Source organism: Nocardia gipuzkoensis, assembly GCF_021183645.1.
GTDB classification, from domain to species: domain Bacteria; phylum Actinomycetota; class Actinomycetes; order Mycobacteriales; family Mycobacteriaceae; genus Nocardia; species Nocardia abscessus.
Map to the genome: position 1 here is coordinate 4,235,949 of NZ_CP089225.1, position 24,654 is coordinate 4,260,602.

Here is a 24,654-nt window from a genome sequence, read left to right on the forward strand (position 1 = left end):
CGTGCCGGAACCCACGGCTGACAAGGACACGAAGGCGGTGCATCGGCCTCGCTGGACTGGTCCCGCAAGAGACGCCGCCGGGATGTCGGGACGGACCGGAGGGAAGTGGCGTGCGGGCGGGACGGGTGAGCGGCCGTAGGGTGAAGCGCGTGACCATCGACCTGCATGCCGACCCGATCATGCTGACCGCCGCCCTCGTCGACATCCCGAGCGTCTCGCGTGACGAGGCGGCCGTCACCGACGTGGTGGAGCGGGCGCTGCGGGAGCAGACGACGGGGTTCGAAATCGTCCGGCACGGGAACGTGGTGCTGGCGCGCACCCATCGCGGGCTGCCGACCAGGGTGATCCTGGCCGGGCACTTGGACACCGTGCCGATCGCCGACAACGTGCCGGGCCGGTTCGCTGTCGGCCCGGCGGGCGAGCGGGTGCTCTACGGCTGCGGCTCGGTGGACATGAAGTCCGGCGACGCGGTGTTCCTGCACCTGGCCGCGACCGTCGCCGACCCCGTGCACGACCTGACGCTGATCTTCTACGACGGCGAGGAGATCGCCGCCGAGTTCAACGGGCTCGGCCACATCGAGCGCGATCTGCCGGACTGGCTCACCGGCGACCTCGCCGTGCTCGGCGAACCGTCCGGGGGCTGGATCGAGGCCGGCTGCCAGGGCACGCTGCGCGCTCGGCTGCGCACCTCCGGCGTTCGCGCGCACTCGGCGCGAGCGTGGCTGGGCGACAACGCGATTCACCGGCTTGCTCCGATCCTGCAGCGGCTCGCCGACTACCGCGCACGGGAAGTGGACATCGACGGCTGCGTCTATCGCGAGGGCCTGTCCGCGGTGCGGGTGGAGGGCGGCGTGGCGGGCAATGTCGTGCCGGACGCCGCCGAGGTGGACGTCAACTTCCGCTTCGCGCCCGACCGCACTGTCGACCAGGCCGTCGAGCACGTGCGCGAAGTCTTCGCCGGACTCGAACTCTCCTTCGAGGTGACCGACTCGGCGCCGGGCGCGCTGCCGGGGCTGACGGCACCGGCGGCCAAGGACCTCATCGCCTCGGTGCAGCGCCACGGCGGCGGCGGTGTGCGCGCGAAGTACGGCTGGACCGACGTCTCGCGTTTCGCGGCCCGCGGCATTCCCGCTGTCAACTTCGGTCCCGGCGATCCCAACCTCGCGCACAAGCGCGACGAGCACGTCCCCGTCGACCAGATCACCGCGGTCACCGCCATGCTGCGCAGCTACCTGAGCGGCACGCCGGACTGAACGGCTGGGCGTGGCCGGAACCAGCCGGTGCCCGCCGCCGGCTCGTTCGCGCCGGTGTCCGGGGTTCCCTGCGCGGGTCCGGGTCGTCGCCTCCGACGGTCGCTGAGATCGCGAGTGGCCGACCTGGCGCGCCGCCCGCCTGATTCGAGCCACGACGTGCGAGCCGTGCGCCGAGATTGCGGCTGCGCCTCGCCGCCGCGGCGCCCGGCTGAACGTCGGACGACTTCTCTCGTCCGGCCCCTGAGCGGCCCCGGCCGGGCGGTAGCGTGGAACGCATGTCCACCGACGCCGCGGACCATGAGGTCGCCAATAAGCCGAAGTCGACACCGAAGTTCCGTGGGCCGATCATGTTCCGCCGCGATCGCGCGGACGGCGTGGGTACCGCCGACCGGAACCTGCTGGACAAGCGCGGTGACACGGACTGGGTGCACACCGATCCCTGGCGGGTGCTGCGTATCCAAGCCGAGTTCATCGAAGGCTTCGGCGCGCTCGCCGAGGTGCCCCGGGCGGTGACCGTCTTCGGTTCCGCGCGCACGTCGGCCGACCATCCGGAGTACCAGGCGGGCTTGGCGATCGGCGCCGCGCTGGCCAGGGCAGGCTTCGCGGTGATCACCGGCGGCGGCCCCGGCGCGATGGAAGCGGCCAACCGCGGCGCCTGCGAAGCGGGGGGCTACTCGATCGGTCTCGGCATCGAGCTGCCGTTCGAGCAGAGCCTCAACGAGTGGGTGGACCTGGGCATCAATTTCCGGTACTTCTTCGTCCGCAAGACGATGTTCGTGAAGTACTCCCAGGCGTTCATCTGCCTGCCCGGCGGTTTCGGCACCCTCGACGAGTTGTTCGAGGCGCTGACGCTGGTGCAGACCCGTAAGATCACCAGGTTCCCGATCATTCTGTTCGGCACCAGGTACTGGTCGGGGCTGGTCGACTGGTTGCGCGATTCGCTCGGCGGCTCCGGCAAGATCTCACCGGGTGACCTCGGCCTGCTGCACGTGACCGACAGCGTCGAGGAGGTCGTGCACATCATTCAGGCCGCCGCCGAGGCAGGCGGCGCCGAGGACGCGATCGGGACGGAGGATCAGTGGTGAGTGAACAGCCTTTCGCCGTCTGTGTCTATTGCTCTGCGAGTACGACCGACCAGGACTACCTGTCGCTGGCCGCCCGTGTGGGTACCGAGATCGCCCGGCGCGGCTGGCAATTGGTGTCCGGCGGCGGGCATGTCTCGATGATGGGCGCGGTCGCCACCGCGGCGCGCGCGGGCGGGGCGAACACCATCGGCGTGATCCCGAAGCACCTGGTGCACCGGGAGGTCGCCGACGTCGACGCCGACGAACTGGTGGTCACCGACACGATGCGCCAGCGCAAGCAGGTGATGGAGGATCGCGCCGACGCCTTCCTCACCCTGCCCGGCGGCATCGGCACCTTGGAGGAGTTCTTCGAAACCTGGACCGGCGGCTACCTGGGACAGCATGAAAAGCCCGTTGTTGTGCTGGATCCCAATGGATTCTTCCGCGGTTTGTTCTCCTGGCTGGACGAGTTGTACGAGCGGAAGTTCGTGCCCCAGACAGCCCTGTCCCGGATTACGGTGGTGACCGATCTTCCGTCCGCTTTCGCGGCACTGGAGGGGGTACGTACCCGGGATGAGGAGAGCTGAAGACGTGAGCACCGACGGCCGCTCGACGGTGAGTTTGATCGACCTCGCCCGCAACCTGCCCGCGATGGCCCTGGACGCGCCGGGCATGCTGCGCAACGCGCTGGGCATGCTGGTGACGCCGGATTCCAAGTCCTCGGTGGGGCTGTACTTCCAGCGCAACGCCCACCGGCATCCAGACCGCGTGTTCCTGCGGTTCGAGGGTGCGGCCTACACCTACGGCGAGGCCAACGCGCAGGTGAACCGGTATGCGAGCGTGCTCGCGGCGCGCGGGGTGGGCCGCGGCGACGTGGTGGGTGTGCTGATGACCAACCGGCCGGAGACGATGTTCGTCGTGCTGGCCACGGTCAAGCTCGGGGCCACCGTGGGCCTGCTCAACCACCATCAGCGCGACCGAGTGCTGGCGCACAGCTTCGGCCTGCTCGACAGCGTGCTCAACGTGGTCGGCGCGGAATGCGCCGACGCGATCGAGTCGTTGCCCGAGCCCCCCGCCGACATTCTTCCGGCCGACGAACTCGAGCAGGCGGCCCGCAGCGCCGCCGATACGGACCCGCCGAGCTGCGCGGAGGTGACCGCACGGGAGCGCGCGTTCCTCATCTTCACCTCGGGCACCACGGGCCTGCCGAAGGCCAGCGTGATGACCCACTTGCGCTGGACCAAGAGCATGTCCGGACTGGGCGGCCTCGGGATTCGCCTGCGCGGCGACGACACGCTGTACTGCTGCCTGCCGATGTATCACAACAACGCGCTCACCGTCGCGCTGTCGGCGGTGCTGGCCTCGGGCGGCACCTTCGCCCTGGCCCGGGGATTCTCCGCATCCCGGTTCTGGGACGAGGTCATTCGTGAACAGGCGACGGCGTTCATCTACATCGGTGAGCTGTGCCGCTACCTGGTCAATCAGCCGGCCAAGCCGACCGACCGGCAGCACTCGGTCCGGCTCGCCGTCGGCAACGGGCTGCGCCCCGAACTATGGGACGAGTTCAAGTCCCGGTTCGGCATCAAGCGGATCGTGGAGTTCTACGGCGCGAGCGAGGCGAATATCGCGTTCGTCAACGCATTCGGCGTGAACCGTACGGCAGGCTTCGGTCCGCTGCCGTACGCCGTCGTGGAGTACGACGACGAGACCGGAAAGGCCAAGCGTGACAAGAACGGGCGCTTGCTCCGGGTCGGCACCGGCGGCGTCGGGCTGCTGCTGGCCAAGGTGACCGACCGCTCCCCGTTCGACGGTTACACCGACAAGGCCGCCTCCGAGGCCAAACTGGTGCGCGACGGCTTCGAGCAGGGCGATGTCTGGTTCGACACCGGCGATCTCGTGCGCGAACAGGGCTGGCATCACATCGCGTTCGTGGACCGGCTCGGCGACACGTTCCGCTGGAAGGGCGAGAACGTGGCGACCACGGAGGTGGAGGGCGCGCTGAGCAAAGCGGAATCGATCGCGCAGGCGGTGGTCTACGGCGTGGACATCCCCGGGACCGACGGCAAGGCGGGCATGGCCGCCGTGACGCTGCACCCCGACGCGGAATTCGACGGGGCAGCGGTGGCGAAAGTGGCCTACGAGCAATTGCCGGGCTACGCCGTCCCGCTGTTCATCCGCATCGTCCACGAGCTGGAGCAGACCTCGACGTTCAAAAGCCGCAAGGTAGAACTGCGCAAACAGGGCTACACCCCCGACCCCGACAGCACGCTGTACGTACTCGCGGGCCGCACCGAAGGCTACGTCCCCGCCTACGACGACTACGCCGCGGAGGTAGCAGCGGGCCGCGCCCCGAAGAGCTGACCGAGCAGTAATTCCTCTCGGAAACGAGCGAACCGATCTCGCACGCACCTGGGTAACTCACCGGGTACGCCCAAAACCTGAGCAGCGCCCAACGCAGGACCTGCACGCAAATCGCCTGCCACCTGACCGGTATGGCCTGAATTCGCGGGGAGGCGGAACAGCTACAGTCGTTGACATGTTCAGCTCCGTGGCGCCGCTTCCGACGCTGTGCGGACGGCCGGTGGCGACGGATCGAGCGCTGGTGATGGCGATCGTGAATCGCACCCCGGACTCCTTCTACGACCGCGGCGCCACGTTCACCGATGCGGCGGCCATGGACGCGGTGGCGCGCGCGGTGGACGAGGGCGCCGACCTGGTGGACATCGGCGGGGTGAAAGCCGGGCCCGGCGATTCGGTGGACGCGGCCGAGGAAACGCGGCGGGTGGTGCCGTTCGTCGCGGCCATCCGCGCGAAGTACCCGGAGCTACTGATCAGCATCGATACCTGGCGCGCAGAAGTCGCGCTCGCCGCGGTGGGCGAGGGGGCGGATCTGATCAACGACACGTGGGCGGGCGCCGACCCCGATCTCGTTCCGGTGGCCGCCGCGCACGGCGCGGGTCTGGTGTGCAGCCACACCGGCGGCGCGGTGCCGCGCACGAGGCCGCATCGGGTCCGTTACGCCGATGTGGTGGGCGAAGTCACCGAAACCGTGGTGCACGCCGCCGAGAACGCGCTCGCGGCCGGGGTACGCCGGGATTCGATCCTGATCGATCCGACTCACGATTTCGGCAAGAACACTTATCACGGTCTCGAACTGTTGCGCGGAGTCGAAGTTCTTGTAAAAACCGGATGGCCAGTCTTGATGGCGCTGAGCAACAAGGATTTCATCGGGGAGACTTTAGGTGTCGGTCTTTCCGAACGGCTGGAGGGCACATTGGCGGCAACAGCATGGTCGGCGGCGGCCGGCGCCCGAGTCTTTCGTGTTCACGAAGTCGCCGCGACCCGGCGGGTGGTGGACATGATCGCCGCGATCCAGGGCATCCGGCCCCCCGCACGAACCTTGCGAGGTCTGGCATGACATTCAAATACCGTGAGCCCGCCTGGGCGACGACCAATACCTGGGACACCCCGGACTGGCGGGTGGATGAGCTCGTCTCCGCCAAAGCCGGGCGCACCGTGTCGGTGGTGCTGCCCGCGCTGAACGAAGAGCGGACGGTGGCCGACGTGGTGGCCAGCATCCGCCCGCTGCTCGGCACACTCGTCGACGAGCTGATCGTGCTGGATTCCGGCTCGACCGACGCGACCGCGCAGCGGGCGCGCGCGGCGGGCGCCGAGGTGATCAGCCGGGAGCAGGCGGTGCCGGAGCTGGAGCCGGCGCCGGGCAAAGGCGAGGTGCTGTGGCGCTCCCTGGCGGTGACCAGCGGCGATCTGATCGCCTTCGTCGACTCCGACTTGATCGACCCGGATCCGGCCTTCGTGCCGAAATTGCTCGGCCCGCTGCTCACGGTCGACGACTTGCATCTGGCCAAGGCCTACTATCGCAGGCCGCTGCGGCAAGGCGGCGCGGTGGACGCGCACGGTGGGGGCCGCGTCACCGAGTTGGTCGCCCGCCCCCTGCTGGCCGCGCTGCGACCCGAACTCTCGCAGGTGTTGCAGCCGCTCGGCGGTGAATACGCGGGCACCCGCGAACTGCTCACCTCGGTGCCGTTCGCGCCGGGCTACGGCGTGGAGATCGGGCTGCTGCTGGACACCTACGACCGGCTCGGCATGTCCGCGATCGGCCAGGTGAACTTGGGCGTGCGCACACATCGCAACCGTCCGCTGGCCGACCTCGGTGTGATGAGCCGCCAGATTCTCGGCACGGTGCTCGGCCGCAGCGGTGTGCAGGACTCCGGTGCTGCGCTGACGCAATTCCCGCTGATCGGCGGCGAATTCACCGCGCACAACACTGAAGTGTCGCTGGTGGACCGTCCGCCGATGGTCACCCTGCGGCCCGCGTGCGCGGCGGCCTGAGCTGATCCAGCGCCCCGGGTCCGCGCATCGCTCAGGCGCCTTCCGCATGCGGGTCGCGCATGTACCCCGCCTCGATCAGGGTGCGGAAGGCCGCGAGCTTGTAGACGCATTCGGAGGGCTCACAGATCCGGTGGCGCTGCATGAGTTCGTGCGCTTCCGCGACCGTCAACGGTTCGATGGGCACCCGCTGTGGCCTGCCGATCGGGCAGACCGGTAGCACGGTGGCGGGGATCCGCTGCGCGATCCCGTGCTGAGCGAGGCCGAGTCTGCGTCGCCGGTTCGCCGGTCCGTGCAGCAAGCCGATGGTGGCGACCAGGCCGGCGGCGCCGGCGAGCGAGCAGAGGACGGCGATCTGGGTGGCGGTCACGGCGCTTTCTCCTCTCGGTGGGGCGGGCCGGGCAGAGCGTGGCGGGGCCGAAGCGCAACGCACCGTCACCTACTCGTAGTTAACTTTTAGCAAATCAAGTGTGCGGCCGCATGCCGCGCGGTGCAAGGTGGATTGATACGAGGCTCTGGGCGGTATGTGCGGCTCTATGGTCGGGTATTCCCGGCGATCCGGCGTCCAATCCGCTTCGCGGAGCGAACTTCGAGCAGATCGCGGTGGAGGGGTCCGTCGAGGCGATCCAGCGGAAGTGCGGAGGCGCCGCCGCGTTCGGCCAGGATCTGGGCGGCGATGGAGATGGCCGTCTCGTCCGGTGTCCGGGCGTCGAGGTCCAGGCCGACCGGACTGCGCAGCCGTCCGAGCTGGTCGTCGGTGACGCCTGCGGCGCGCAGTCGCTCGACACGCTCGGCGTGCGTCCGGCGGGAGCCGAGGGCGCCGACGAAGCCGATGCGCGCGCACGACAGCGCCTCGACCAGCATCGGGACGTCGAATTTGGCGTCATGGGTGAGCACGCAGACCACGGTGCGCCGGTCGATCCGCCCCGCCTGCTGTTCCCCGCGCAGATACCGGTGCGGCCAGTCCACGACGACCTCGTGAGCCGCGGGGAACCGAGTGGTGGTGGCGAAGGTCTCGCGGGCATCCACGACGGTCACCCGGTAGCCGAGCTGGCGGCCGGTGCGGCTGAGCGCGCGCACGAAATCGTTCGCGCCCGCCAGGATCATGCGGGCCGGGGCGGCGAAGACCTGCACGAACGTCCGGGGGCGCGGTGCGCCGCGCGCCGCGCCGCGCGCCGCGCACTCTTCGGCGCCCACCACACCGCAGCGGCCCGCGGCCAGCAGCGCCCGTGCGTCGCGGTCCACGCCGTGCCACGGATCGGTGTCTTCGGGCGTCAGCAGCTTCCATTCCGGTGTGGCGTCCAAGGTGGTGGCCACAGCGACGGGGAAGCCGTTCTCGATCCGCTGCCGCAGCGCGAAGAGCAGGGGCAGCTGCTCGCGCGAGATCCGCTCGACGAATACTTCGATCTCTCCGCCGCAGGTCAAGCCCACGGCGGGCCCGTCGGCATCGGCATAGCCGAACCGGTCGGTCACCGCGTGGCCGCTCGCCAGCACCTCCTGCGCCGAGGCGAGGACGGCGGACTCGACGCATCCGCTGGACAGTGAGCCGTGCACGGAGCCGGAGCCGGTGACGACCATCGCCGCGCCCTGTTCCCGAGGTCCGGGGCCGGTGGTGTCCACCACGCGGGCCAGCGCGACCGGCCCGTGCGGCAGCAGAGTGATCAATTGCCCGAGTATCGCGCGCACCGCGACCGGTCCTTTCCCGAGCGGGTCCGGCGCATCGGGCCCGAGGCTCACGGCGAATCCGCGCCGTACCGCCAGCCTAGTTATTCGAAGGCTATTCGGCGCGGCGACGGTGATCCGGCAGTAGCACCTGATCTGCCCGCGCCTCGGGCGCCTCGGCGGGATTGCCCGTCCCGGCACGAGGGCCGTTCGTGCGAGGCTCGTCGGCTTCCGGACGCGCAGGGTCTGCCTGGGCGTCGTCGGTGTGCAGCTGGTCGGCCACCGGTTCGTCCGAACCGTCCGGTTCGGGCGAGGTGGCCGATTGCTCGTGCGCGAGCCGGGCCTGGAGATCGGCGACGGTCAGATGGGCCTTCGACCCCCCTGGCCGCAGCAGCACGCTGACGAGCAGGCCGAGCAGCCCCACCGCCAGGACGGCGCCGCCGATGAGCAGTAGCGGATTCACTATTTCCTCCTTGCCGGACGCCTCACGCGTCCGTTTCGCGGAGCTGGAGATGGGGCGGGACGGCGTCGGTCTCGAAATACGCCGTGAAAATCTCGGCGGCCTGCTCCGCCGTGAACACTTCGTCCGGATACACCCTGTGGGTGTGCACACCGACCGGAACCGGCACCTCGACAGCGGGCGGACCGATCCGGTCGCCGGGGAGGCCGACGGTGAATCGGTGCGGCGTGCCGTCCACGGCGGTGCGCATCTCCACGGTCAGCGCGTCCGCCGAGCCGGTGCACTGCAAGAACTCCCGACCGGGTGCGGCGCTGATCGCCGGGTCGATGTCGGCAGGTCGCATCGGTTCGGCGAGCCGGGTCATGTTCACCGAGTAGCGGTGGAAGCCGTCCAACCTGCGCAGCGGACGGAGAAAGCTGTCGAGGGCCTCACCGCGGCTGAGGAAGACCTTCAGGCGGTCGCTGTAGGTGACCCGGTGGGTGGACACCGCCGGATCGCCGGTGCGGGCGGGAGCCGCGATGTCGTACGGCTCGCACCGCAGTACGGAACGAAGGACCACCGAACTCGCAGACATCGACTTTCGGTCACGCATCAGAGTTCACCTATCACATGCGGTTATCGTCCAGCTATTCAATCATCTGTGTATGAACCCGCTCGCGGGAGGGCTGGTGACCTGTACCACATAGGGGGTGGGCACGCTCGGTTGACTCCGCATAAGTACTGTGACCTGGCGGGTCGATGAGGTGGGTTACCGTCCGAGCGTGCGCTCCGCAAGGTTCACCACGACGGGTGGTTTGCGCTCCCCTGCGGTGCTATCGATTTGCCGAATCTCGTTGCGGCAGTGCACCCACCGCCCCTGGTTCGGCCGAACTCGCAGGGAGGTTCGAATCCCGGTCTCCGATCGCCGCGCAGGACGAAACTCCCGCCGCGTCCTTTCCCTCGCCTCAGCGACGCAGACCTGTTGCGTGCGATCGGTTCTCGGGGTCGTGACGGTAGACCGGGGTGAGTAGTTCGGCCTCGAGTGGCTCACCGGTGGCGCGGTCGAAACGACAGGCGACCAGCACCGAGAACAGGTAATTGCCTGCCCGCTCGTGCAGCGTGGCCAGCCTCGTGGCGAGCAGCCGGATGGCGCCGAGCGAGCCGGGCGGATGCATGCCGTCGATCATCAGCACGCTGCCGCGTCCGTCGGGCCGGGGGAGCCTGCCCAGATAGGCGATGTCGTGCGGCTCGGGTCCGCCCGGCCGGTAGACCCGCCGTGCCGCCCGGTCCTCGATTCCCCGGCGCGCGTCGCCCATTCGGGCCACCGCGCGCCGTAGCCGGGGATCGGCGGCGACCAACTGACGCAAACTCGGCGAGAGCTCCGGACCGCCCAACACGATCAGGCCGTCGCGATGCAGGTCGATCGGGCGGCCCGGGAGAAAGTGCTCGACCGCGACGCCGAAGCCGAGTTCGCGCAGCAGTTCGGCCAAGCGTTGCGGCGCAGCCGGATCCGGCGCGCCGATCACCCGGCCGGCGCGCACCTCGGGGACGAGCACGGTGAGCGAACCATGCCCGAAGAACAGTCCTTCCGGCGCGGGCCCCTGCGTACTCACCTGGTGGATGCGGGCACGGGAAAGCCCTGCCGCCGCACCGATTCTGGCGAACGTCCAGCCTTCGGCATGGAGCTCCCGGATCACGGCACGCCGAATCCTGGTCAGTTCGTTGATGGTCTGCTGGGCCGCCGCCACCCCATCGGTGGCCGCCTTCAGTCGCTCGACCTTGTCCTCGATCGCGAACACGCGCGCCACGTCATCGGCCGACATGTGCGAAGTCTAGACAGCTGAACAGCGCATTGCGTCTAGACTTCTTGACAAATCAGGTGGCGTCGGTGTCGATCGGAGGGCGTTCGTTGCGCTCCAACGGCTTATCCAACTTGGGCATCGGGTAGTCCGGCATGCCGCTGTTGGTGCTGTAGAGATCCTTCGGATCGGGCAGTGCGCTGTCGAAATCCTTGAACAGCGAATCGTCGCCGTTGAGAAGGTGTTTGGTCACCATCGCGCGCGGAGTCATTCCGCGCAATTCGTTCAGGTCGGCCAGCGGCTTGCGCAGATCGTCGAATTCCGGCCCCAGTTCCTGCCGCAGCTGGGAGGTGGCGCCACTCGCGTAGTCGCGCACCTGCCGCAAGCTGCGCGTGGTCCAGCGCACAGCACCGGGCAAGCGCTCCGGGCCGAGGATCACGAGGGCGGCGACGAGCAGGATGACCATCTCGCTCCAGCCGATGTTGCTGAACACGTAACCAGGCTACCTGGGCCTACCTGCCGCCGAGCCGGCGAGAGGAGGTTTGGAAGTGCACGCTGGGTGTCGTCCAGCCCGAGCCGAGCCGTGCAACACGCCTAGTCCGATTCCAGGGTCACCGAGACGTCGACCTGGCGGCCCTCGCGGATGAGCTGGACCGGTACGGTCTGTCCGATCTCGTTGGACTGTTCGGCCACCGTGAACTCATCGGAGCTGGTGACCTCACGATCGCCGACGCGCACGATGACATCGCCTTCGACGATGCCCGCCCTGGCGGCCGGCCCGTTCGGCGACACATCGGCCACCGCGGCTCCGCTCATGGCGTCGTTGGCGACCGTCTTGGTGCGGACGGACAGGCCCATGGTCGGATGGTGCACCGCACCGTCGCGGATCAAGGTCTGGGCGACCTCGGTCATCTTGTCCACCGGGATGGCGAAGCCGAGGCCGACCGAGCCGCCGGTCTCGCTGCGGATGGCGGTGTTGATGCCGACGACCCGGCCGTCCATGTCCACGAGCGCGCCACCGGAGTTACCCGGGTTGATCGACGCGTCGGTCTGCACGGCGTCGATCACGGCCTTCGTGTCGCTGCCCTCGCCCTCCAGCTTCACCGGGCGGTGCAGGGCGCTGACGATGCCCGAGGTGACCGTCTTGCTCAGACCCAGCGGCGAACCGATGGCCAGCACGTCGTCACCGACCTGGACGTCGCCGGACTTGCCGAGCTGGGCCACGGTGAGATTCTTCACATCGACCTTCAGTACGGCCAGGTCGGTCTTCGGATCGCGGCCGACGATCTGCGCGGGCACCCGGGTGCCGTCGGAGAACTGCACCTGGATGGCGGCCCGGTTGCTCTTGTCCTGGGCGGCCATCGAGACCACGTGGTTGTTGGTGACCACGTAGCCACCGCCGTCGATCACCACGCCGGAGCCGGTGGCGCCGTTGTCGCCGACGGTCACCCGGATGGAGACCACCGAGGGCAGTACCGCGTTGGCCACCTGCGCGATCAGGCCGTGGGGACGGGTGGCGTCGCCGGACTGTTCGAGGGTGACCTTGCGGGAGGTGAGCGTCGAGGCGGTTTCCGCGGTCAATCGTCCGACCAGCCCGCCGAGCAGCCCGACGACCAGTGCGACGAGCGCGAGCAGGGCCAGCGCCTTGGGCGCGACCCGGGAGCCGAACAGCACTTCGCGTGCGCTGAGCTTCTCGGCCTGCGGCAGCGCTTGCGCCTTGGGGGTGGGCACCGCGGGGGCGCCGAGACGCGCGATCGCCTCAGGGTCACGCCAGGGATCGGCCGGTCCGGCGACGGATGCGGGGCCATCGGCGGCGTCGGGGTCGCGCTGGAGGATCTCGGTGGAACCCTCCGGGCGGCCGAACGCCTCGGCCAGCACCGCGTCGGGCGGGCGATTCTGCATCAAAGGGCCGGATTGCGGCGCCGAACCGGCCTTGCGCAGCGGCAGCGGCTCGGCGAACGAACCGGAGAGGCCGGACGGCCTGCGGAAGGCACGCGCGGTGTGCGTGTCGACATGGGGCCGATAGACCGGGCGCGGGCCGAGCACGGGTGCGTCCGGCGGACGGAGATTCCCGCGGTTGGCCGCCGAATCCGAGGTGTCGGCCGATCCGGAATTCGTCGATTCGGTGGTCACGCGGAAAACTCTACTTGCGCCACCACGTAGTCCACCGGGTCGCGGTGAACGAATCGGTCAGAAATCCGAAAACCGCCTCGTTGCGGGGTGACTGACCGGACGGCGAGGACGGCGTGCGCCCGCTGGAGGCGCCGCCGGGCAGTTCGGCGAGCGGAATCCTGGTCAGGCTGTCGTGCAGTCCGGTCGGGATAGCCACCTGCCCGGCATGCCGCAGCGCGATGCGCGCCTGTTGCTGGGCATCCACCTCCGCCGCGCACTCCGGACACAGCGACAGGTGCTGAGCGGCCCGCAGGTAAGCGTTCATCCGCAGCTCACCGTCCACGTACGCCGCGACCGCCTCGCTCGCCAGATGCTCGGTGGAGCTGAAACGGGGCGGACGACGACCGGACGTGCTGGAGTCGCCACTCATTCGGTGCTCACCCTTTCAACCGACCTCGACCGTTCGGGCGACGCCGGCGTCCGACGAATCACCCTATGTTCGCGTCAGCGGCGAACCGCTGCTCACTTCCATTATGCGCAAGGTAGTCGCGCAGGGCTTGGCGTCCACGGTGGATCCGACTGCGCACAGTGCCCAGTTTCACGCCGAGCGTAGCGCCGATCTCCTCGTAGGACAGCCCCTCGATGTCACACAGCACCACGGCGGCTCGGAACTCCGGCGCGAGCGAATCCAGGGCCGTTTGCAGGTCGGGATCCAGCCGGGCGTCGTGGTAGGCCTGCTCCGGGCCGGGGCCCTCGGCGGGCACCCGGTCGTAGTCCTCGGGCAGCGCTTCCATCCTGATCCGGTTGCGGCGGCGGACCATGTCCAGGAACAGGTTGGTGGTGATGCGGTGCAACCACCCCTCGAAGGTGCCCGGTTGGTAATTCGACAGTGAACGGAACACCCGGATGAACGTCTCCTGGGTGAGGTCTTCCGCGTCCTGGGCGTCGCCGGACAGGCGGTAGGCCAGGCGGTAGACCCGGTCGGCGTGCTCGCGGACGAGTTCGTCCCACGTCGGCATCGCCGACCGGTCACCGGTGGCATCGAAGGCAGCGGTGCCGGTCAGCTCGCCCGCCTCCGCGGCGGAGTCGGCTTCGACCGGCAGGATCTGCTCGGGCAGGGTGGCGTATTCGCGCGCCGCATCGACCATGTGGATGGGGCTACCTCCTACTAGGGACCGCAAACGTCGGGACTCACTCGGGCCCGGGTCTGCGGACCGTTGCGTACGGATACAACCGACAACCGGTATGTCGTTGTTCCCGCGTCCCGTGTAAACACGGTCGGTGGTCTTGCGTTGCCCATACTCTTTCTGGTCCTGATATGGCCGGGTTATGGAGACCCTGAGGGACACCTGAGAAAACCGGCGGCGGAAATGGCGGGCGGCGCGTGTTGTCCGGAACGCCGAGATCACCCGCCCGGCGTTAGCCTCATACCCGTGGCATCGAATCTGGAGCGGAATCTCGCCTACGTGGAGGAATCCGTCGTGGAGGACGAAATCCTCGTCGGCGCGCGGGAACGGGCCACCGAACTCGGCGCGGTACCCGTACCGCCCTCGGTGGGCGCGCTGCTGAGCATGTACGCGCAGTTGCTCGGGGCGCGCGCGGTGGTCGAGGTCGGCACCGGCGCGGGTATCAGCGGGCTGTGGCTGCTCGACGGCATGCGCGAGGACGGCACGCTGACCACCATCGATTCGGAGCCGGAACACCAGCGCGCGGCCAAGGAGGCGTTCCGCGCCGCCGACATCCCGCCGGCCCGCACCCGGCTGATCAACGGGCGGGCGCTGGATGTGCTGCCCCGGCTCGCCGACGGCGCCTACGATCTGGTCTTCATCGACGCGGCGCCGCTCGAACACCCGGAGTACGTCGCCCAAGCGGTGCGTCTGCTGCGCGACGGGGGCGCCATTCTGCTGCACAACGCGTTGCTGGGCGGACGGGTACCCGATCCGGCGCAGCGCGATCCGGCCACCCAGGCGGTGCGCGCCGCGACCCGCGCCATCGCGGAAAACCCGGAACTCACCTGCGTGCTGATTCCGGTCGGTGACGGATTGCTCTGTGCCTCACGGGGTTAGTGATTCGCGCGGCAGCCGCGCCGTGAGCTGATTTCTTCCCGGAATCCGGGGTATGCGCTGAGAAACAACTCAGTGAGGAAAACAGTTATGCGTGAACTAACTCCCATAGAAGTGGCCGCCATGGGGGACGTCGTGACGGAGCGTCGAACGAGCTGGCTGCGGCCCACGATGCTGGCCCTGTTGCTCGTGATTCTGGGAGCGGTGCTGGTGATGGTGGTGGTGAGCAACACCGATTTCGACACCGGCCCCGAGAAGACCCCTCCGCCACCGGGATCCTGCGAGCCCTTCTGCACCCAGAACGGCGCCCCGCCCGCCCAGTAGTCATCTCCGCCGCGGCCGTTGTCGACGGTCGTCCCAGTGCGGTCGAATATGTCTGCCGCCGAAGTTTTTCCGGATTTTCCGCCGCCGCGCCCTCGTCTTCCAGGGAAATGCGGCCTCGGCCGATGTCGGGCGAAGTTCGCGAAAAAGCCACCGTACCGCGACGGTTCGGCGCACCCTGCAATGGAAAGCCGACGATCGCCGATACTGGTGAGGTCACGCTCCGAGCGGGTGCGGAAGAGGTGCGGTGTGGTGATGATGATGTTCCTTTGGGACGAAGACGAGCGTCGTCCCAAGCCGATTCACTGGGGGCGGGCCATGGTGGCATTCGCCGCCGTGCTGCTGTTCGCTCTGCTGGCGGTCTATCTGGTGAGCACCGCCGATTTCGGTGAGGCCTCGAAATCGACCGTGCCGCGCACGCCGGGGCCCTGCGCGCCGTTCTGCATCGGCTCGCCCGCGCCGCAGCCGGGCGGGCCCTGACCGCTCACCGGGCGACTACACCCAGACGCCTTTGCCGACCGTGACGACGCCGCCGTTGCTCACGGCGAAGCGGCTGCGGTCGCGCGCCAGGTCCACCCCGATGATCTCGCCCTCGCCGACCACCACGTTCTTGTCCAGGATGGCGTGGCGCACCACCGCGCCGCGACCGATCCGCACGCCGGGCATGAGCACGCAGCCTTCGACGGTGGCGCCGTCGTCCACGACGACGTTGGCGCTGAGCACCGAGTTGCGGACGGTGGCGGCGGACAGGATGCTGCCCGCGCCCACGATGCACTCCTGCGCCAGCCCGCCCTGGGCGAATTTCGCCGGTGGCAGGTTCTCGGCCGCCCCGCGGATCGGCCAGTGGCGGTTGTACAGGTTGAACACCGGATGCACCGAGACCAGATCCATGTGCGCGTCGTAGAACGCGTCGATGGTTCCGACATCGCGCCAGTAGCCGCGGTCGCGATCGGTGGCGCCGGGCACCTCGTTGTCGGCGAAGTCATAGACGCCCGCCTGGCCGGCCGCGACCAGGGAGGGGATGATGTCGCCGCCCATGTCGTGGTCGGAGTCGGCGTTGTCGGCGTCCGCCCGGATCGAGTCCACCAGGACCTTGGTGGTGAAGACGTAGTTACCCATGGACGCGAACGTGACGTTCGGGTCGTCCGGGGTCCCGGGCGGGTGGGCGGGCTTCTCCAGGAACTGCGTGATGCGGCCGGACTCGTCGCTGTCGATGCAGCCGAACGCGCTCGCCTCGCTGCGGGGCACCCGGATACCGGCCACGGTGACGCCCGCGCCGGAATCGATGTGATGGCGCACCATCTGCTCCGGATCCATGCGGTACACGTGGTCGGCGCCGAAGACCACGATGTAGTCCGGGTCCTCGTCGTAGATCAGGTTCAGCGACTGCATGATCGCGTCCGCGCTGCCGGTGTACCAGCGCGGACCGAGCCGCTGCTGCGCGGGCACCGGCGTGATGTACTCGCCCGCGAAACCGGACAGCCGCCAGGTCTGCGAGATGTGCCGGTCCAGCGAGTGCGACTTGTACTGGGTGAGCACGCACAGCCGCAGGAAACCCGCGTTGACCAGATTGCTGAGCACGAAGTCGATGAGGCGGTAGGCGCCGCCGAACGGGACGGCGGGCTTGGCGCGGTCGGCCGTGAGTGGAAAGAGTCGCTTGCCCTCGCCACCGGCGAGCACGATCCCGAGTACGTGCGGCTGGCTCCTCACACCTGCCAAACTACCGGGTGGAGCGCCTGTGAGTGGCCGCCGCGGACCCGAACGTCTACTTTGAACCGGTGAGTTTCGGCACGGATGGCGGACGTTCGGCGGTGGATTCCGGCGAGCGGGACCGGCTTCGCGTCGCGATGCTGACCCGCGAATATCCCCCCGAGGTGTACGGCGGCGCGGGAGTGCACGTCACGCAGCTGACGGCGCATTTGCGTCACCTGTGCGAGGTGACCGTGCACTGTATGGGCGTCGATCGCGCGGACGCCGTCGTGCATCAACCGGATCCGTCGCTCTACGCCGCCAATGCCGCGCTGCAGATGATGTCCGCCCAGCTGCGGATGGCCGACGCCGTCGGTGAAGTGGACGTGGTGCACTCGCACACCTGGTACAGCGGTCTGGCCGGTCATCTGGCCGCGACCCTCTACGGCGTGCCGCACGTGCTGACCGCGCATTCGCTGGAGCCGCGCAGGCCGTGGAAGGCCGAGCAACTCGGCGGCGGCTACCGGCTCTCGTCCTGGTCGGAGCGCAACGCCGTCGAACACGCCGACGCGATCATCGCGGTGAGCGAGGGCATGCGCCGCGACGTGCTCGACGCCTATCCGGCCGTCGACCCGAACCGGGTCCACGTGGTGCACAACGGCATCGACGGGACAATCTGGCATCCGGGCCCCGTCACCGAGGACGAGCCGTCGGCGCTCGCCGAACTCGGCGTGCGGACCGACCTCCCGATCGTCGCCTTCGTCGGCCGCATCACGCGGCAGAAGGGCGTCGGTCACCTGCTCGCCGCCGCCCGCGACTTCGACCCCGACATCCAGCTGGTGCTGTGCGCGGGCGCGCCGGACACGCCCGAACTGGCCCAGGAGGTCACCACGGCGGTCCACCAGTTGCGGCAGCGGCGCGGCAACGTGTTCTGGGTGCGCGAGATGCTGCCCACCGAGCGGATCCGGCAGATCCTGGCCGCCGCGTCGGTGTTCGTGTGCCCGTCGGTGTACGAGCCGCTGGGCATCGTGAACCTGGAGGCGATGGCCTGCGCGACCGCGGTGGTGGCCTCCGACGTGGGCGGCATCCCCGAGGTGGTCGACCGCCGCAACGGGCGGCTGGTGCACTACGACGCGGGGACCGCCGAGGACTACGAGCGGGCGCTGGCCGCCGCGGTGAACGAGGTCGCGGGCGATCCGGCGCTGGCCGCCCGTCTCGGCGCCGCAGGCCGGGAGCGCGCGATCTCCGAATTCGACTGGTCGCGGATCGCGGCGCGCACGGTAGCGGTGTACGACGAGATCAGGAAAGGCTGAATCGGGAGCGCTCAGGTCGCCCTGCGATAGGTGCCGACCATGACCGACGCGGTCACCTCGACGGACTCCGGCAGCCGCGCGAGCCGTGCCGCCCCGGCGGCCGAGTGATGCGCGGAGGGCCCCATGCCCACCACATGCGCGACGTCGGTTCTGGCGAGCGTCATCGGGTACTCGACCAGCGTCTGGCCGACCGGCTCGAAATGGCCCGACATCGCGGCATCGAGCCTACGATCCTTGTCCGGGTCGACCCGCACCATGTCCAGCGGCTCGATCAGCTCGCCGAGGTGGCGTTCGGTGGGGGTGGCGACGACGAAGCGTCCGTCGCCGGCGAGCACCCTGGCGATTTCGCCGGGATTGCGCGGCGCGAAGACCGAGAGCACGCCGCCGAGCGCGCCGTCGCGGATCGGCAGCCCGCGCCACGCGTCGGCCAGTACCGCCGCGGCGCGGGGGTGGGCGCGGGCGCAGCGCCGGACGGCCGGCTTGGCCACGTCCAGCCCGATGCCGACGGCCGGGGGAGCGGCGTCGAGCGCGCGGGCGAGGTAGTAGCCGGTGCCCGCGCCGATTTCCAGTACCGCGCCGTCGGTCCGGTGCGCCGTGACAGCTCGTGTCACGGCGTCGGCGATCGGCGCGAAGTGTCCCCCGCTCTGGAAGGCGGCGCGAGCGTCGAGCATGGCCGCGGTATCGCCGGTCATCTTGGTCGACGCGCCGGTGAGCAAGCTGACGTAGCCCTGTCTGGCGACGTCGAAGCTGTGGCCGCGACCGCAGCGCAGTGCTCGATCCCGCGGTTCCAGTGCCAGCGGCGCGGCGTCCTGGCGTGCCCGGAGACATTCCGGGCACGCCAGGACGCCGGCCGCGACGGCGAGGGCCGAGTGCTCAGCCGGGGCCACTCAGCTCGTGACGCTCTTCAGTTCGTCTCCGAGCGCCGCTGCCTCGTCCGGCGTGAGTTCGACGACCAGACGCCCGCCACCCTCGAGTGGAACCCGCATGACGATTCCACGCCCTTCTTTGGTTGCCTCGAGGGGACCGTCCCCGGTGCGGGGCTTCATGGCCGCCATCCTCTGCTCCCTCCAGATCTGCGCGGTCTGCTGCGCACTTTCTTGGAACTCCAGTTGTCACCAACCAGTGAGCTCGCCGGCGTTTGGCGAGCTACACCCGTCCCATTCTTCCCTATCGCTGATGTGGACGGATAGCTGAGTTCAAAAAGTGACCGGTCGGCCCGTGCCGGACCGGTCGCCGTCCACCCAGCAATCGGCCAAGTGGTCATCGACCATTCCGGTCGCCTGCATCAGGGCGTAGGCCGTGGTGGGTCCGACGAAACGGAATCCGCGCCGTTTCAATTCTTTTGCCAGGGCGGTGGATTCGGGTGTGGTCGCGGGCACGTCGGCGCCGGTGCGCGGGCGCGGGCGCGGCGGCGGGGCGAACGACCACAGCAACTCGTCCAAGCCGACGTCGAGGTCCCGGGCGACCCGGGCGTTGGCGATGGCGGCGTCGATCTTGCTTCGGTTGCGGACGATGCCCGCGTCGGCCATCAGCCGGGCGACGTCGTCGGCACCGAACTCCGCGACACGCTCGATCGAGAATCCGGCGAACGCCGCGCGGAAGGCCGGGCGTTTCCGCAGGATGGTCAGCCAGGACAAGCCGGATTGAAACGCCTCCAGGCAGAGTCGCTCGAACAAGGCGTCGTCGCCGTGCAGCGGCTTGCCCCACTCGTAGTCGTGATAGTCCCGGTACAGCTGGGTTTCCAGCGGCCAGGCGCAGCGGACCAGGCCGTCGCCCGCGGGGGCGGTCACTTCGACTCCGGCGCGATCGGCGTCTGCCATCGCGCGGCCTGTGCCTCGGCCAGCTGGTGTTGCAGCTCATCGATCCGCGCGGCCAGCCTGGCCAGCGCCCAGTCCACCTCCGCGGCCTTGTATCCGCGCACCACCTGCTGAAACCGTAACGCGCGCACGTCCGCCCCGGTGATCCCCTCCACCGGCAGTACGGTGGCCGTCGTCCCCTCCGGCAGCGGACCGAGTTCCTCGGACCGCCCGAACACCGCACTGGCGAGCAGGAACAGCACCGCGGCGACCAAGCCGACGATCAGCACGTACAGCAGCATCGTGAGCATGAGACGAGTTTATTGGTGCTGATTTCCGCGCCCGGTCCCGCGGCGCGCGAAACGCGGAGTTCGGTCCGAGTGGTCGTGCGCAGCGGCGAACCACGGCACGTCGATGCCGGGTGACTTCGAAGCTCCGGTCCGAGCGGCGATTTTACAAATGCCGGGTGGTGTCGATGCCGAGGGACATGCCCGCGAGGCCGCGGCGCCGGACGGCCAGTTTGTCGGCTATCTCGAGCAGTGCCTTGGCGGCGGGGTTCTCCGGATCGCGCAGCACGATGGGGGTGCCGTCGTCACCTGATTCGCGCAGCGCCTGTTCGATGGGGATCTGACCGAGCAGCGGCACGGTCGCGCCCACGGCGCGCGTGAGCCGGTCGGCGACGGCCTGCCCGCCGCCGGAGCCGTACAGGTCCATCCGGGTACCGTCCGGCAGGTCCAGCCAGGACATGTTCTCCACGACGCCCGCGATGCGCTGCCGGGTCTGCAACGCGATCGCGCCCGCCCGCTCGGCCACCTCCGCCGCGGCGGGCTGCGGGGTGGTGACCACCAGGATCTCCGCCCCCGGGATCAGCTGCGCGATGGAGATCGCGACGTCGCCGGTGCCCGGCGGCAGGTCGAGCAGCAGGACGTCGAGATCGCCCCAGAACACGTCGGCGAGGAACTGCTGCAACGCCCGGTGCAGCATCGGGCCGCGCCACACCACGGGGGTGTTGCCCTGGGTGAACTGCGCGATCGAGATCATCTTCACGTCGTGCGCGACCGGCGGCATGATCATCCGCTCGACCTGGGTCGGCCGGGCGTCGGTGCCGAGCATGCGCGGGATGGAATGACCGTAGATGTCCGCGTCGAGCACGCCGACCGACAGGCCGCGCGCGGCCATGGCGGCGGCCAGGTTCACCGTGACGCTGGACTTGCCGACGCCGCCCTTCCCGGAGGCGACCGCGTAGACGCGGGTCAGCGAACCGGGCTGGGCGAACGGGATGACCGGATCGGCCGCGTCGCCGCGCAGCTGCTTGCGCAGCGCGGTGCGCTGCTCGTCGTCCATCACGTCGAGGTCGACGGTGATCGCGCCGACACCCGGCACGTCGGCGACGGCCTTGGTGACCCGCTGCGTGATCTCGGTGCGCAGGGGGCAGCCCGCCGTCGTCAGGTAGATCTCCACGTGGACATTGCTGTCGGCGCCGATCGCGACGCTTTTCACCATGCCCAGTTCGGTGATCGGCTTGCGGATCTCCGGATCGTCGACCTTCGCGAGGGCACCCCGCACATCCGATTCCGTAACCATTGGCATGGCAGAAATTTTAGGCGTGTCAAATTTTCGGCAGGTCCCCGGCCCGGGGTGCGACCCCGGTGCTGTAGGAGGTCTCCCACGCCATGACGTTCGCGACGTAGGCCATGGAGTGGTTGTAGCGCAGGATGGCCTTGGACTGTTGGGCCAGGTCACGCATGTTCAAGCCGCCGTCGCACAGATACTTTCCGGCCGTCAGGGCGGCGTCGAACAGGTTCTGCGGATCGGCGATGCCGTCGCCGTTGCCGTCGGCCGCGTAGCGCTTCCACGTTTCGGGCAGGAACTGCATCGGGCCGATCGCTCGGTCGTACCCGTCCAGGCCGTCCAGCGCGCCGTCGTCGGAGTCGCGGATGACGTGGTTGCCGTTCAGTGAGCCGTCCAGCACCGGGCCGTAGACGGGGCTCAGCGGGTTGCCGTCGGCGTCGGCTTTGCCGCCGAACGCGTGGGTGGACTCGACCCGGCCGATGCCGGCCAGCAGCGACCAGGGCATGCCGCACACCGGATTCTCGGCCGCCAGGACACGTTCGGCGTTCTGATAGGCCGCGACGGCCACACCGGGGACGCCCAGCGGGCCTGCGGGCATCGCGGCGCGCTGCCGGCCATTCGGTAGCGCAACGGTTTTCACCACCGGCGTGGCGGTGGGCGCGGCCTTCGCCATCGCGTGCGCCATGAATTCGGTGACCGGCTCGGCCGGCGCCTGCGGTCTGGCGCCCTGTGCTTCCTGGTCGCCCCCCGTCGGCTGGACCGCGGCCGCGAGGGGTACGGCGTCGCCGACCTCGGAGGCGGCGGTGACGGATACGAGCCCAGCGGGAACCAATCCGGTCAATGCGATAACGGAACTCCGCCGGACGGTGGCAGGCGGTTGTTTTCGATGACGCCCCACGGTGTGGTGACCCTCCCATGACTCGCTGTGAGCCCTTTGTGATCGAACAAGGGAAGGTTACCGCACCCGAGATCTTTTTGTTACTCCTTCGTGATCTGATGTCAGGTTTGAATCACGGCTGGGGCGCGGCCGGTGGGGCGGGGAGCGGGATGACGATTCCGAAGGGCAGGGTGATCCCGGGCGGTGGCGTGGGTGGGGTTTCCGCGCTGGGCGCCGGTTGGGGTTCCGGCGCGGGCGGTGTGGTGATGGCCGGTTCGGGAGCGGTGCGCGATGCGTCGTCGTGGGCGGGCAGGTCACCGGGGATCGGTGTGGGTTCGCTGGTGGCGAGAGTGGCGTCGGGCTGGGCGCAGCCGGCGGCCAGCTGGTCCGGTGCGCCGGCCTGGCCCGCGGTTCCGGCATAGGCGGAGGTGCCCGCCCCTGTGGGATCGGCCGGGCCCCCGGCGCCGGGGTTGCGGGGGTCGGCCGGTGCGCCGCCGTAGGGCTGCCCCGGTACGAGCGGCACGCGTGCGGTCCCGGGTAGCTCCGGGAACGGCATCGGCGCGGGAGCCGGTTGTCCCACGCAGGGATTCACCGGAGGTGGTGGGCAGAAGATCCCGCACGGGATCGGCGGCAGACCCGGAATCGTGATCATCACCTGCGTCGGCTGCGGCCGCGGCCGCGGCAACGGCGCCTGACCCGCCGCCCGCGCCTGCTCACCCGGATCGGTACCCGGCACACCGGTACGCACCGCCGACATATCCGAACCCGGCGACAACACCCCCGGCGGCACCAGATCCGGCGAAATCCGCACCTGCGTCGGCGAACCCCCACTGCGATAAGCCGCCGACCAACTCAGCACATTCGCCGCATACGCCATCGAGTTGTTGTACCGCAACACCGCCCGCAACTCCTGCGACCGATCCCGCAGATCCACACCCCCCGAACACAAATACTTCCCCGCCGCCAACGCCGCATCGAACACATTGTGCGGATCGGCCACCCCGTCCCCGTTCCCGTCCGCACCATAAGCCCCCCACGTCCCCGGCAAGAACTGCATCGGACCCAACGCCCGCACAAACCCCCCATCAGCAGCCCTGATCACCTCGTTCCCCGGCAAAGTCCCATCCAACGCCGGACCCAGAATCGGCGACACCGTCGTACCCGCCGCATCCGTACGCCCACCCCGCGCATGCCCCGACTCGATCCGCCCGATCCCCGCCAGCAGATTCCACGACAACCCACACCCCGGCGCCGAAGACCCCAACGCCAACTCCGCATTCCGATACGCCGCCAACACCACCTCCGGAATCCCCAACGCACCCCCCACCGCGGGCAACGTAACCTCCTGCAACGGCACCACACCCGCCATCGGCGGCGACACCGCCCGCAACCGCCGCGGCAACTCCGGCGACACCGGCAACAACCCCGCCACCCGCGACTCCCCACCGCCGGCGCCCGCGCCGGGAGACGCCGCTGCCAAGACCTCCGGCGCCTGCGGCGCCCCCGCGTCCACCGGGGAATGCACTCCTGAACCACTCACCACCACACCAGCAACAACCAAAGCCGAGACCGTTATCGGAGCGGATACACGCATTCGGCCACACCCAATCCTCGACGTCGTGGGAGCGGCCGTCCGGGACATGCCCTGCCCTGGCCGCTCTGGACAACGTTGTCCAGGTTACCCACCAGTCAGGTCGTTATTCGGTATTTCCGGTTGATCACTGGTTACCGACGGTGAAACCGGAGCTGGAGCGGTCTTTCGGCCGGGGCTTTTCTTGCGTCCGCTCTTTCCACCGCTTTCCGCCCGGATCTCTTGATCCGGGGATTCCGCGGACTCGATCCGGTCCAGAATGCCTTTCAGCTCTTCCAATTCCCGGCGCAGGTAATCGCGGGTGGCCACTTCGCCGACCGCGATGCGCAGCGCGGCGAGTTCGCGGGCCAGGAACTCGGTGTCGGCCTTGGTCTGCGCCGCCCGCCTCCGGTCCTCCTCCAGGGCGACCCGGTCCCGGTTGTCCTGCCGGTTCTGCGCGAGCAGGATCAGTGGCGCCGCGTAGGCGGCCTGGGTGGAGAACGCCAGATTCAGCAGGATGAACGGGTACGGGTCCCAGCGCAGCGCGACTACGAAGACGTTCAACAGGATCCAGACCAGCACCAGGATCGTCTGGACCGCGAGATATCGTCCGGTGCCCAGGAATCGCGCCACCCGCTCGCTGCTGCGGGCCATAGCCTCGGCGTCCCACTCCAACCGGAACCGGCCTTCCACCGGCGTCTCCAGCCGCTGGCGGGCCCTGCTGTGACCGAGCCGCACGCCCGGGTCGTTCTCGCTCACGGTATGTCCTTCCGG

At 69.2% G+C, this 24,654-nt stretch carries 28 protein-coding genes; 10 read left to right on the top strand and 18 right to left on the bottom strand.

All coding sequences use genetic code 11. The annotated features are described in order from the left end of the window. Positions 1-179 precede the first annotated feature (179 nt). The 6 genes from dapE to LTT66_RS19125 all read left to right on the top strand — a co-directional run bounded on the left by dapE (position 180) and on the right by LTT66_RS19125 (position 6,670). Complete coding sequence (gene dapE / locus LTT66_RS19100) at positions 180-1,253, top strand: succinyl-diaminopimelate desuccinylase (RefSeq protein WP_233069326.1); 1,074 nt, start codon at positions 180-182, stop codon at positions 1,251-1,253. 275 nt (positions 1,254-1,528) lie between these two features. Continuing rightward, positions 1,529-2,338, top strand: a complete 810-nt coding sequence (locus LTT66_RS19105; protein WP_233059998.1) for an LOG family protein — start codon at positions 1,529-1,531, stop codon at positions 2,336-2,338. Continuing rightward, on the top strand, positions 2,332-2,904 hold the full coding sequence (locus LTT66_RS19110) for an LOG family protein (protein ID WP_408638647.1): 573 nt from the start codon (positions 2,332-2,334) through the stop codon (positions 2,902-2,904). The genes LTT66_RS19105 and LTT66_RS19110 overlap by 7 nt, the downstream gene beginning before the upstream one ends. Then, positions 2,891-4,678: a long-chain-acyl-CoA synthetase gene (locus LTT66_RS19115; RefSeq protein ID WP_233060000.1), complete on the top strand. Its 1,788-nt coding sequence runs from the start codon at positions 2,891-2,893 to the stop codon at positions 4,676-4,678. The genes LTT66_RS19110 and LTT66_RS19115 overlap by 14 nt, the downstream gene beginning before the upstream one ends. 175 nt (positions 4,679-4,853) lie before the next feature. Further along, a complete protein-coding gene (folP, locus tag LTT66_RS19120; RefSeq protein WP_195067627.1) occupies positions 4,854-5,735 on the top strand; it encodes a dihydropteroate synthase in 882 nt (293 codons plus the stop codon). Then, complete coding sequence (locus tag LTT66_RS19125; protein ID WP_181723219.1) at positions 5,732-6,670, top strand: glucosyl-3-phosphoglycerate synthase; 939 nt, start codon at positions 5,732-5,734, stop codon at positions 6,668-6,670. The genes folP and LTT66_RS19125 overlap by 4 nt, the downstream gene beginning before the upstream one ends. A 31-nt stretch (positions 6,671-6,701) precedes the next feature. Here the strand turns inward: LTT66_RS19125 and LTT66_RS19130 are convergent, their stop codons facing one another. The 9 genes from LTT66_RS19130 to sigE form a co-directional block, all read right to left on the bottom strand. Next, the gene (locus LTT66_RS19130) at positions 6,702-7,037 is read right to left on the bottom strand and encodes a hypothetical protein (protein ID WP_181723220.1); all 336 of its coding nucleotides are present in this window, start codon (positions 7,035-7,037) and stop codon (positions 6,702-6,704) included. A 164-nt stretch (positions 7,038-7,201) separates the two neighbouring features. Then, positions 7,202-8,353, bottom strand: a complete 1,152-nt coding sequence (locus tag LTT66_RS19135) for an XdhC family protein (protein ID WP_233069327.1) — start codon at positions 8,351-8,353, stop codon at positions 7,202-7,204. Positions 8,354-8,444: 91 nt separating this feature from the next. Next, a complete protein-coding gene (locus LTT66_RS19140) occupies positions 8,445-8,792 on the bottom strand; it encodes a hypothetical protein (RefSeq protein WP_233060001.1) in 348 nt (115 codons plus the stop codon). Between the two features lie 22 nt (positions 8,793-8,814). Beyond that, positions 8,815-9,381, bottom strand: coding sequence for a hypothetical protein (locus LTT66_RS19145; RefSeq protein WP_233060002.1), 567 nt, complete (start codon positions 9,379-9,381; stop codon positions 8,815-8,817). Positions 9,382-9,733: 352 nt separating this feature from the next. Continuing rightward, the gene (locus LTT66_RS19150) at positions 9,734-10,591 is read right to left on the bottom strand and encodes a hypothetical protein (RefSeq protein ID WP_181723223.1); all 858 of its coding nucleotides are present in this window, start codon (positions 10,589-10,591) and stop codon (positions 9,734-9,736) included. A gap of 52 nt (positions 10,592-10,643) precedes the next feature. Further along, positions 10,644-11,060: a Sec-independent protein translocase protein TatB gene (gene tatB / locus LTT66_RS19155; protein ID WP_043697347.1), complete on the bottom strand. Its 417-nt coding sequence runs from the start codon at positions 11,058-11,060 to the stop codon at positions 10,644-10,646. 101 nt (positions 11,061-11,161) lie between these two features. Next, complete coding sequence (locus tag LTT66_RS19160; RefSeq protein WP_269821963.1) at positions 11,162-12,700, bottom strand: S1C family serine protease; 1,539 nt, start codon at positions 12,698-12,700, stop codon at positions 11,162-11,164. A gap of 10 nt (positions 12,701-12,710) precedes the next feature. Continuing rightward, positions 12,711-13,109, bottom strand: a complete 399-nt coding sequence (locus LTT66_RS19165; RefSeq protein ID WP_233060003.1) for a hypothetical protein — start codon at positions 13,107-13,109, stop codon at positions 12,711-12,713. Positions 13,110-13,167: 58 nt separating this feature from the next. Next, entirely contained in the window at positions 13,168-13,827 is a 660-nt protein-coding gene (sigE, locus tag LTT66_RS19170; protein ID WP_228782238.1) for an RNA polymerase sigma factor SigE, read from the bottom strand. Positions 13,828-14,112: 285 nt separating this feature from the next. Here sigE and LTT66_RS19175 point away from each other — a divergent pair, with 285 nt between their 5' ends. The 3 genes from LTT66_RS19175 to LTT66_RS19185 all read left to right on the top strand — a co-directional run bounded on the left by LTT66_RS19175 (position 14,113) and on the right by LTT66_RS19185 (position 15,543). After that, on the top strand, positions 14,113-14,745 hold the full coding sequence (locus LTT66_RS19175) for an O-methyltransferase (protein WP_372478679.1): 633 nt from the start codon (positions 14,113-14,115) through the stop codon (positions 14,743-14,745). Positions 14,746-14,832: 87 nt separating this feature from the next. Then, positions 14,833-15,066, top strand: coding sequence for a hypothetical protein (locus LTT66_RS19180; RefSeq protein WP_195033404.1), 234 nt, complete (start codon positions 14,833-14,835; stop codon positions 15,064-15,066). Between the two features lie 246 nt (positions 15,067-15,312). After that, positions 15,313-15,543: a hypothetical protein gene (locus LTT66_RS19185; RefSeq protein WP_043697335.1), complete on the top strand. Its 231-nt coding sequence runs from the start codon at positions 15,313-15,315 to the stop codon at positions 15,541-15,543. Between the two features lie 15 nt (positions 15,544-15,558). Here the strand turns inward: LTT66_RS19185 and glgC are convergent, their stop codons facing one another. After that, positions 15,559-16,773, bottom strand: coding sequence for a glucose-1-phosphate adenylyltransferase (glgC, locus tag LTT66_RS19190; RefSeq protein WP_043697332.1), 1,215 nt, complete (start codon positions 16,771-16,773; stop codon positions 15,559-15,561). A 137-nt stretch (positions 16,774-16,910) separates the two neighbouring features. Here glgC and glgA point away from each other — a divergent pair, with 137 nt between their 5' ends. Next, entirely contained in the window at positions 16,911-18,065 is a 1,155-nt protein-coding gene (glgA, locus tag LTT66_RS19195; protein ID WP_233069329.1) for a glycogen synthase, read from the top strand. A gap of 11 nt (positions 18,066-18,076) precedes the next feature. Here glgA and LTT66_RS19200 read toward each other — a convergent pair whose 3' ends face one another. The 8 genes from LTT66_RS19200 to LTT66_RS19235 form a co-directional block, all read right to left on the bottom strand. Then, the gene (locus LTT66_RS19200; protein ID WP_408638857.1) at positions 18,077-18,907 is read right to left on the bottom strand and encodes a putative RNA methyltransferase; all 831 of its coding nucleotides are present in this window, start codon (positions 18,905-18,907) and stop codon (positions 18,077-18,079) included. Between the two features lie 45 nt (positions 18,908-18,952). Next, on the bottom strand, positions 18,953-19,120 hold the full coding sequence (locus LTT66_RS19205) for a DUF3117 domain-containing protein (RefSeq protein WP_011211259.1): 168 nt from the start codon (positions 19,118-19,120) through the stop codon (positions 18,953-18,955). Positions 19,121-19,261: 141 nt separating this feature from the next. Beyond that, positions 19,262-19,885 carry a DNA-3-methyladenine glycosylase I gene (locus tag LTT66_RS19210; protein WP_233060005.1) on the bottom strand — a complete coding sequence of 208 codons (624 nt, stop codon included), beginning with the start codon at positions 19,883-19,885 and terminating at the stop codon, positions 19,262-19,264. Next, positions 19,852-20,172, bottom strand: a complete 321-nt coding sequence (locus LTT66_RS19215; protein WP_043697329.1) for a DivIVA domain-containing protein — start codon at positions 20,170-20,172, stop codon at positions 19,852-19,854. The genes LTT66_RS19210 and LTT66_RS19215 overlap by 34 nt, the downstream gene beginning before the upstream one ends. Before the next feature lie 142 nt (positions 20,173-20,314). Continuing rightward, entirely contained in the window at positions 20,315-21,451 is a 1,137-nt protein-coding gene (locus tag LTT66_RS19220) for an Mrp/NBP35 family ATP-binding protein (RefSeq protein ID WP_233060006.1), read from the bottom strand. 19 nt (positions 21,452-21,470) lie between these two features. Continuing rightward, entirely contained in the window at positions 21,471-22,331 is an 861-nt protein-coding gene (locus tag LTT66_RS19225) for a lytic transglycosylase domain-containing protein (protein ID WP_233060007.1), read from the bottom strand. A gap of 112 nt (positions 22,332-22,443) precedes the next feature. Beyond that, positions 22,444-23,850 carry a lytic murein transglycosylase gene (locus LTT66_RS19230; protein ID WP_408638648.1) on the bottom strand — a complete coding sequence of 469 codons (1,407 nt, stop codon included), beginning with the start codon at positions 23,848-23,850 and terminating at the stop codon, positions 22,444-22,446. Positions 23,851-23,988: 138 nt separating this feature from the next. Continuing rightward, on the bottom strand, positions 23,989-24,639 hold the full coding sequence (locus LTT66_RS19235) for a DUF1003 domain-containing protein (RefSeq protein WP_408638649.1): 651 nt from the start codon (positions 24,637-24,639) through the stop codon (positions 23,989-23,991). Between the last annotated feature and the right edge of the window lie 15 nt (positions 24,640-24,654).

Coding starts and splice junctions, on each gene's coding strand:
- dapE (WP_233069326.1), top strand. CDS start 180: ATGCTGACCGCCGCCCTCGTCGACATCCCGAGCGTCTCGCGTGACGAG.
- LTT66_RS19105 (WP_233059998.1), top strand. CDS start 1,529: ATGTCCACCGACGCCGCGGACCATGAGGTCGCCAATAAGCCGAAGTCG.
- LTT66_RS19115 (WP_233060000.1), top strand. CDS start 2,891: ATGAGGAGAGCTGAAGACGTGAGCACCGACGGCCGCTCGACGGTGAGT.
- folP (WP_195067627.1), top strand. CDS start 4,854: ATGTTCAGCTCCGTGGCGCCGCTTCCGACGCTGTGCGGACGGCCGGTG.
- LTT66_RS19125 (WP_181723219.1), top strand. CDS start 5,732: ATGACATTCAAATACCGTGAGCCCGCCTGGGCGACGACCAATACCTGG.
- LTT66_RS19145 (WP_233060002.1), bottom strand. CDS start 9,381: ATGCGTGACCGAAAGTCGATGTCTGCGAGTTCGGTGGTCCTTCGTTCC.
- LTT66_RS19150 (WP_181723223.1), bottom strand. CDS start 10,591: ATGTCGGCCGATGACGTGGCGCGCGTGTTCGCGATCGAGGACAAGGTC.
- LTT66_RS19165 (WP_233060003.1), bottom strand. CDS start 13,109: ATGAGTGGCGACTCCAGCACGTCCGGTCGTCGTCCGCCCCGTTTCAGC.
- sigE (WP_228782238.1), bottom strand. CDS start 13,827: ATGGTCGATGCGGCGCGCGAATACGCCACCCTGCCCGAGCAGATCCTG.
- LTT66_RS19180 (WP_195033404.1), top strand. CDS start 14,833: ATGCGTGAACTAACTCCCATAGAAGTGGCCGCCATGGGGGACGTCGTG.
- glgA (WP_233069329.1), top strand. CDS start 16,911: ATGCTGACCCGCGAATATCCCCCCGAGGTGTACGGCGGCGCGGGAGTG.
- LTT66_RS19205 (WP_011211259.1), bottom strand. CDS start 19,120: ATGGCGGCCATGAAGCCCCGCACCGGGGACGGTCCCCTCGAGGCAACC.
- LTT66_RS19210 (WP_233060005.1), bottom strand. CDS start 19,885: ATGGCAGACGCCGATCGCGCCGGAGTCGAAGTGACCGCCCCCGCGGGC.
- LTT66_RS19215 (WP_043697329.1), bottom strand. CDS start 20,172: ATGCTCACGATGCTGCTGTACGTGCTGATCGTCGGCTTGGTCGCCGCG.
- LTT66_RS19220 (WP_233060006.1), bottom strand. CDS start 21,451: ATGCCAATGGTTACGGAATCGGATGTGCGGGGTGCCCTCGCGAAGGTC.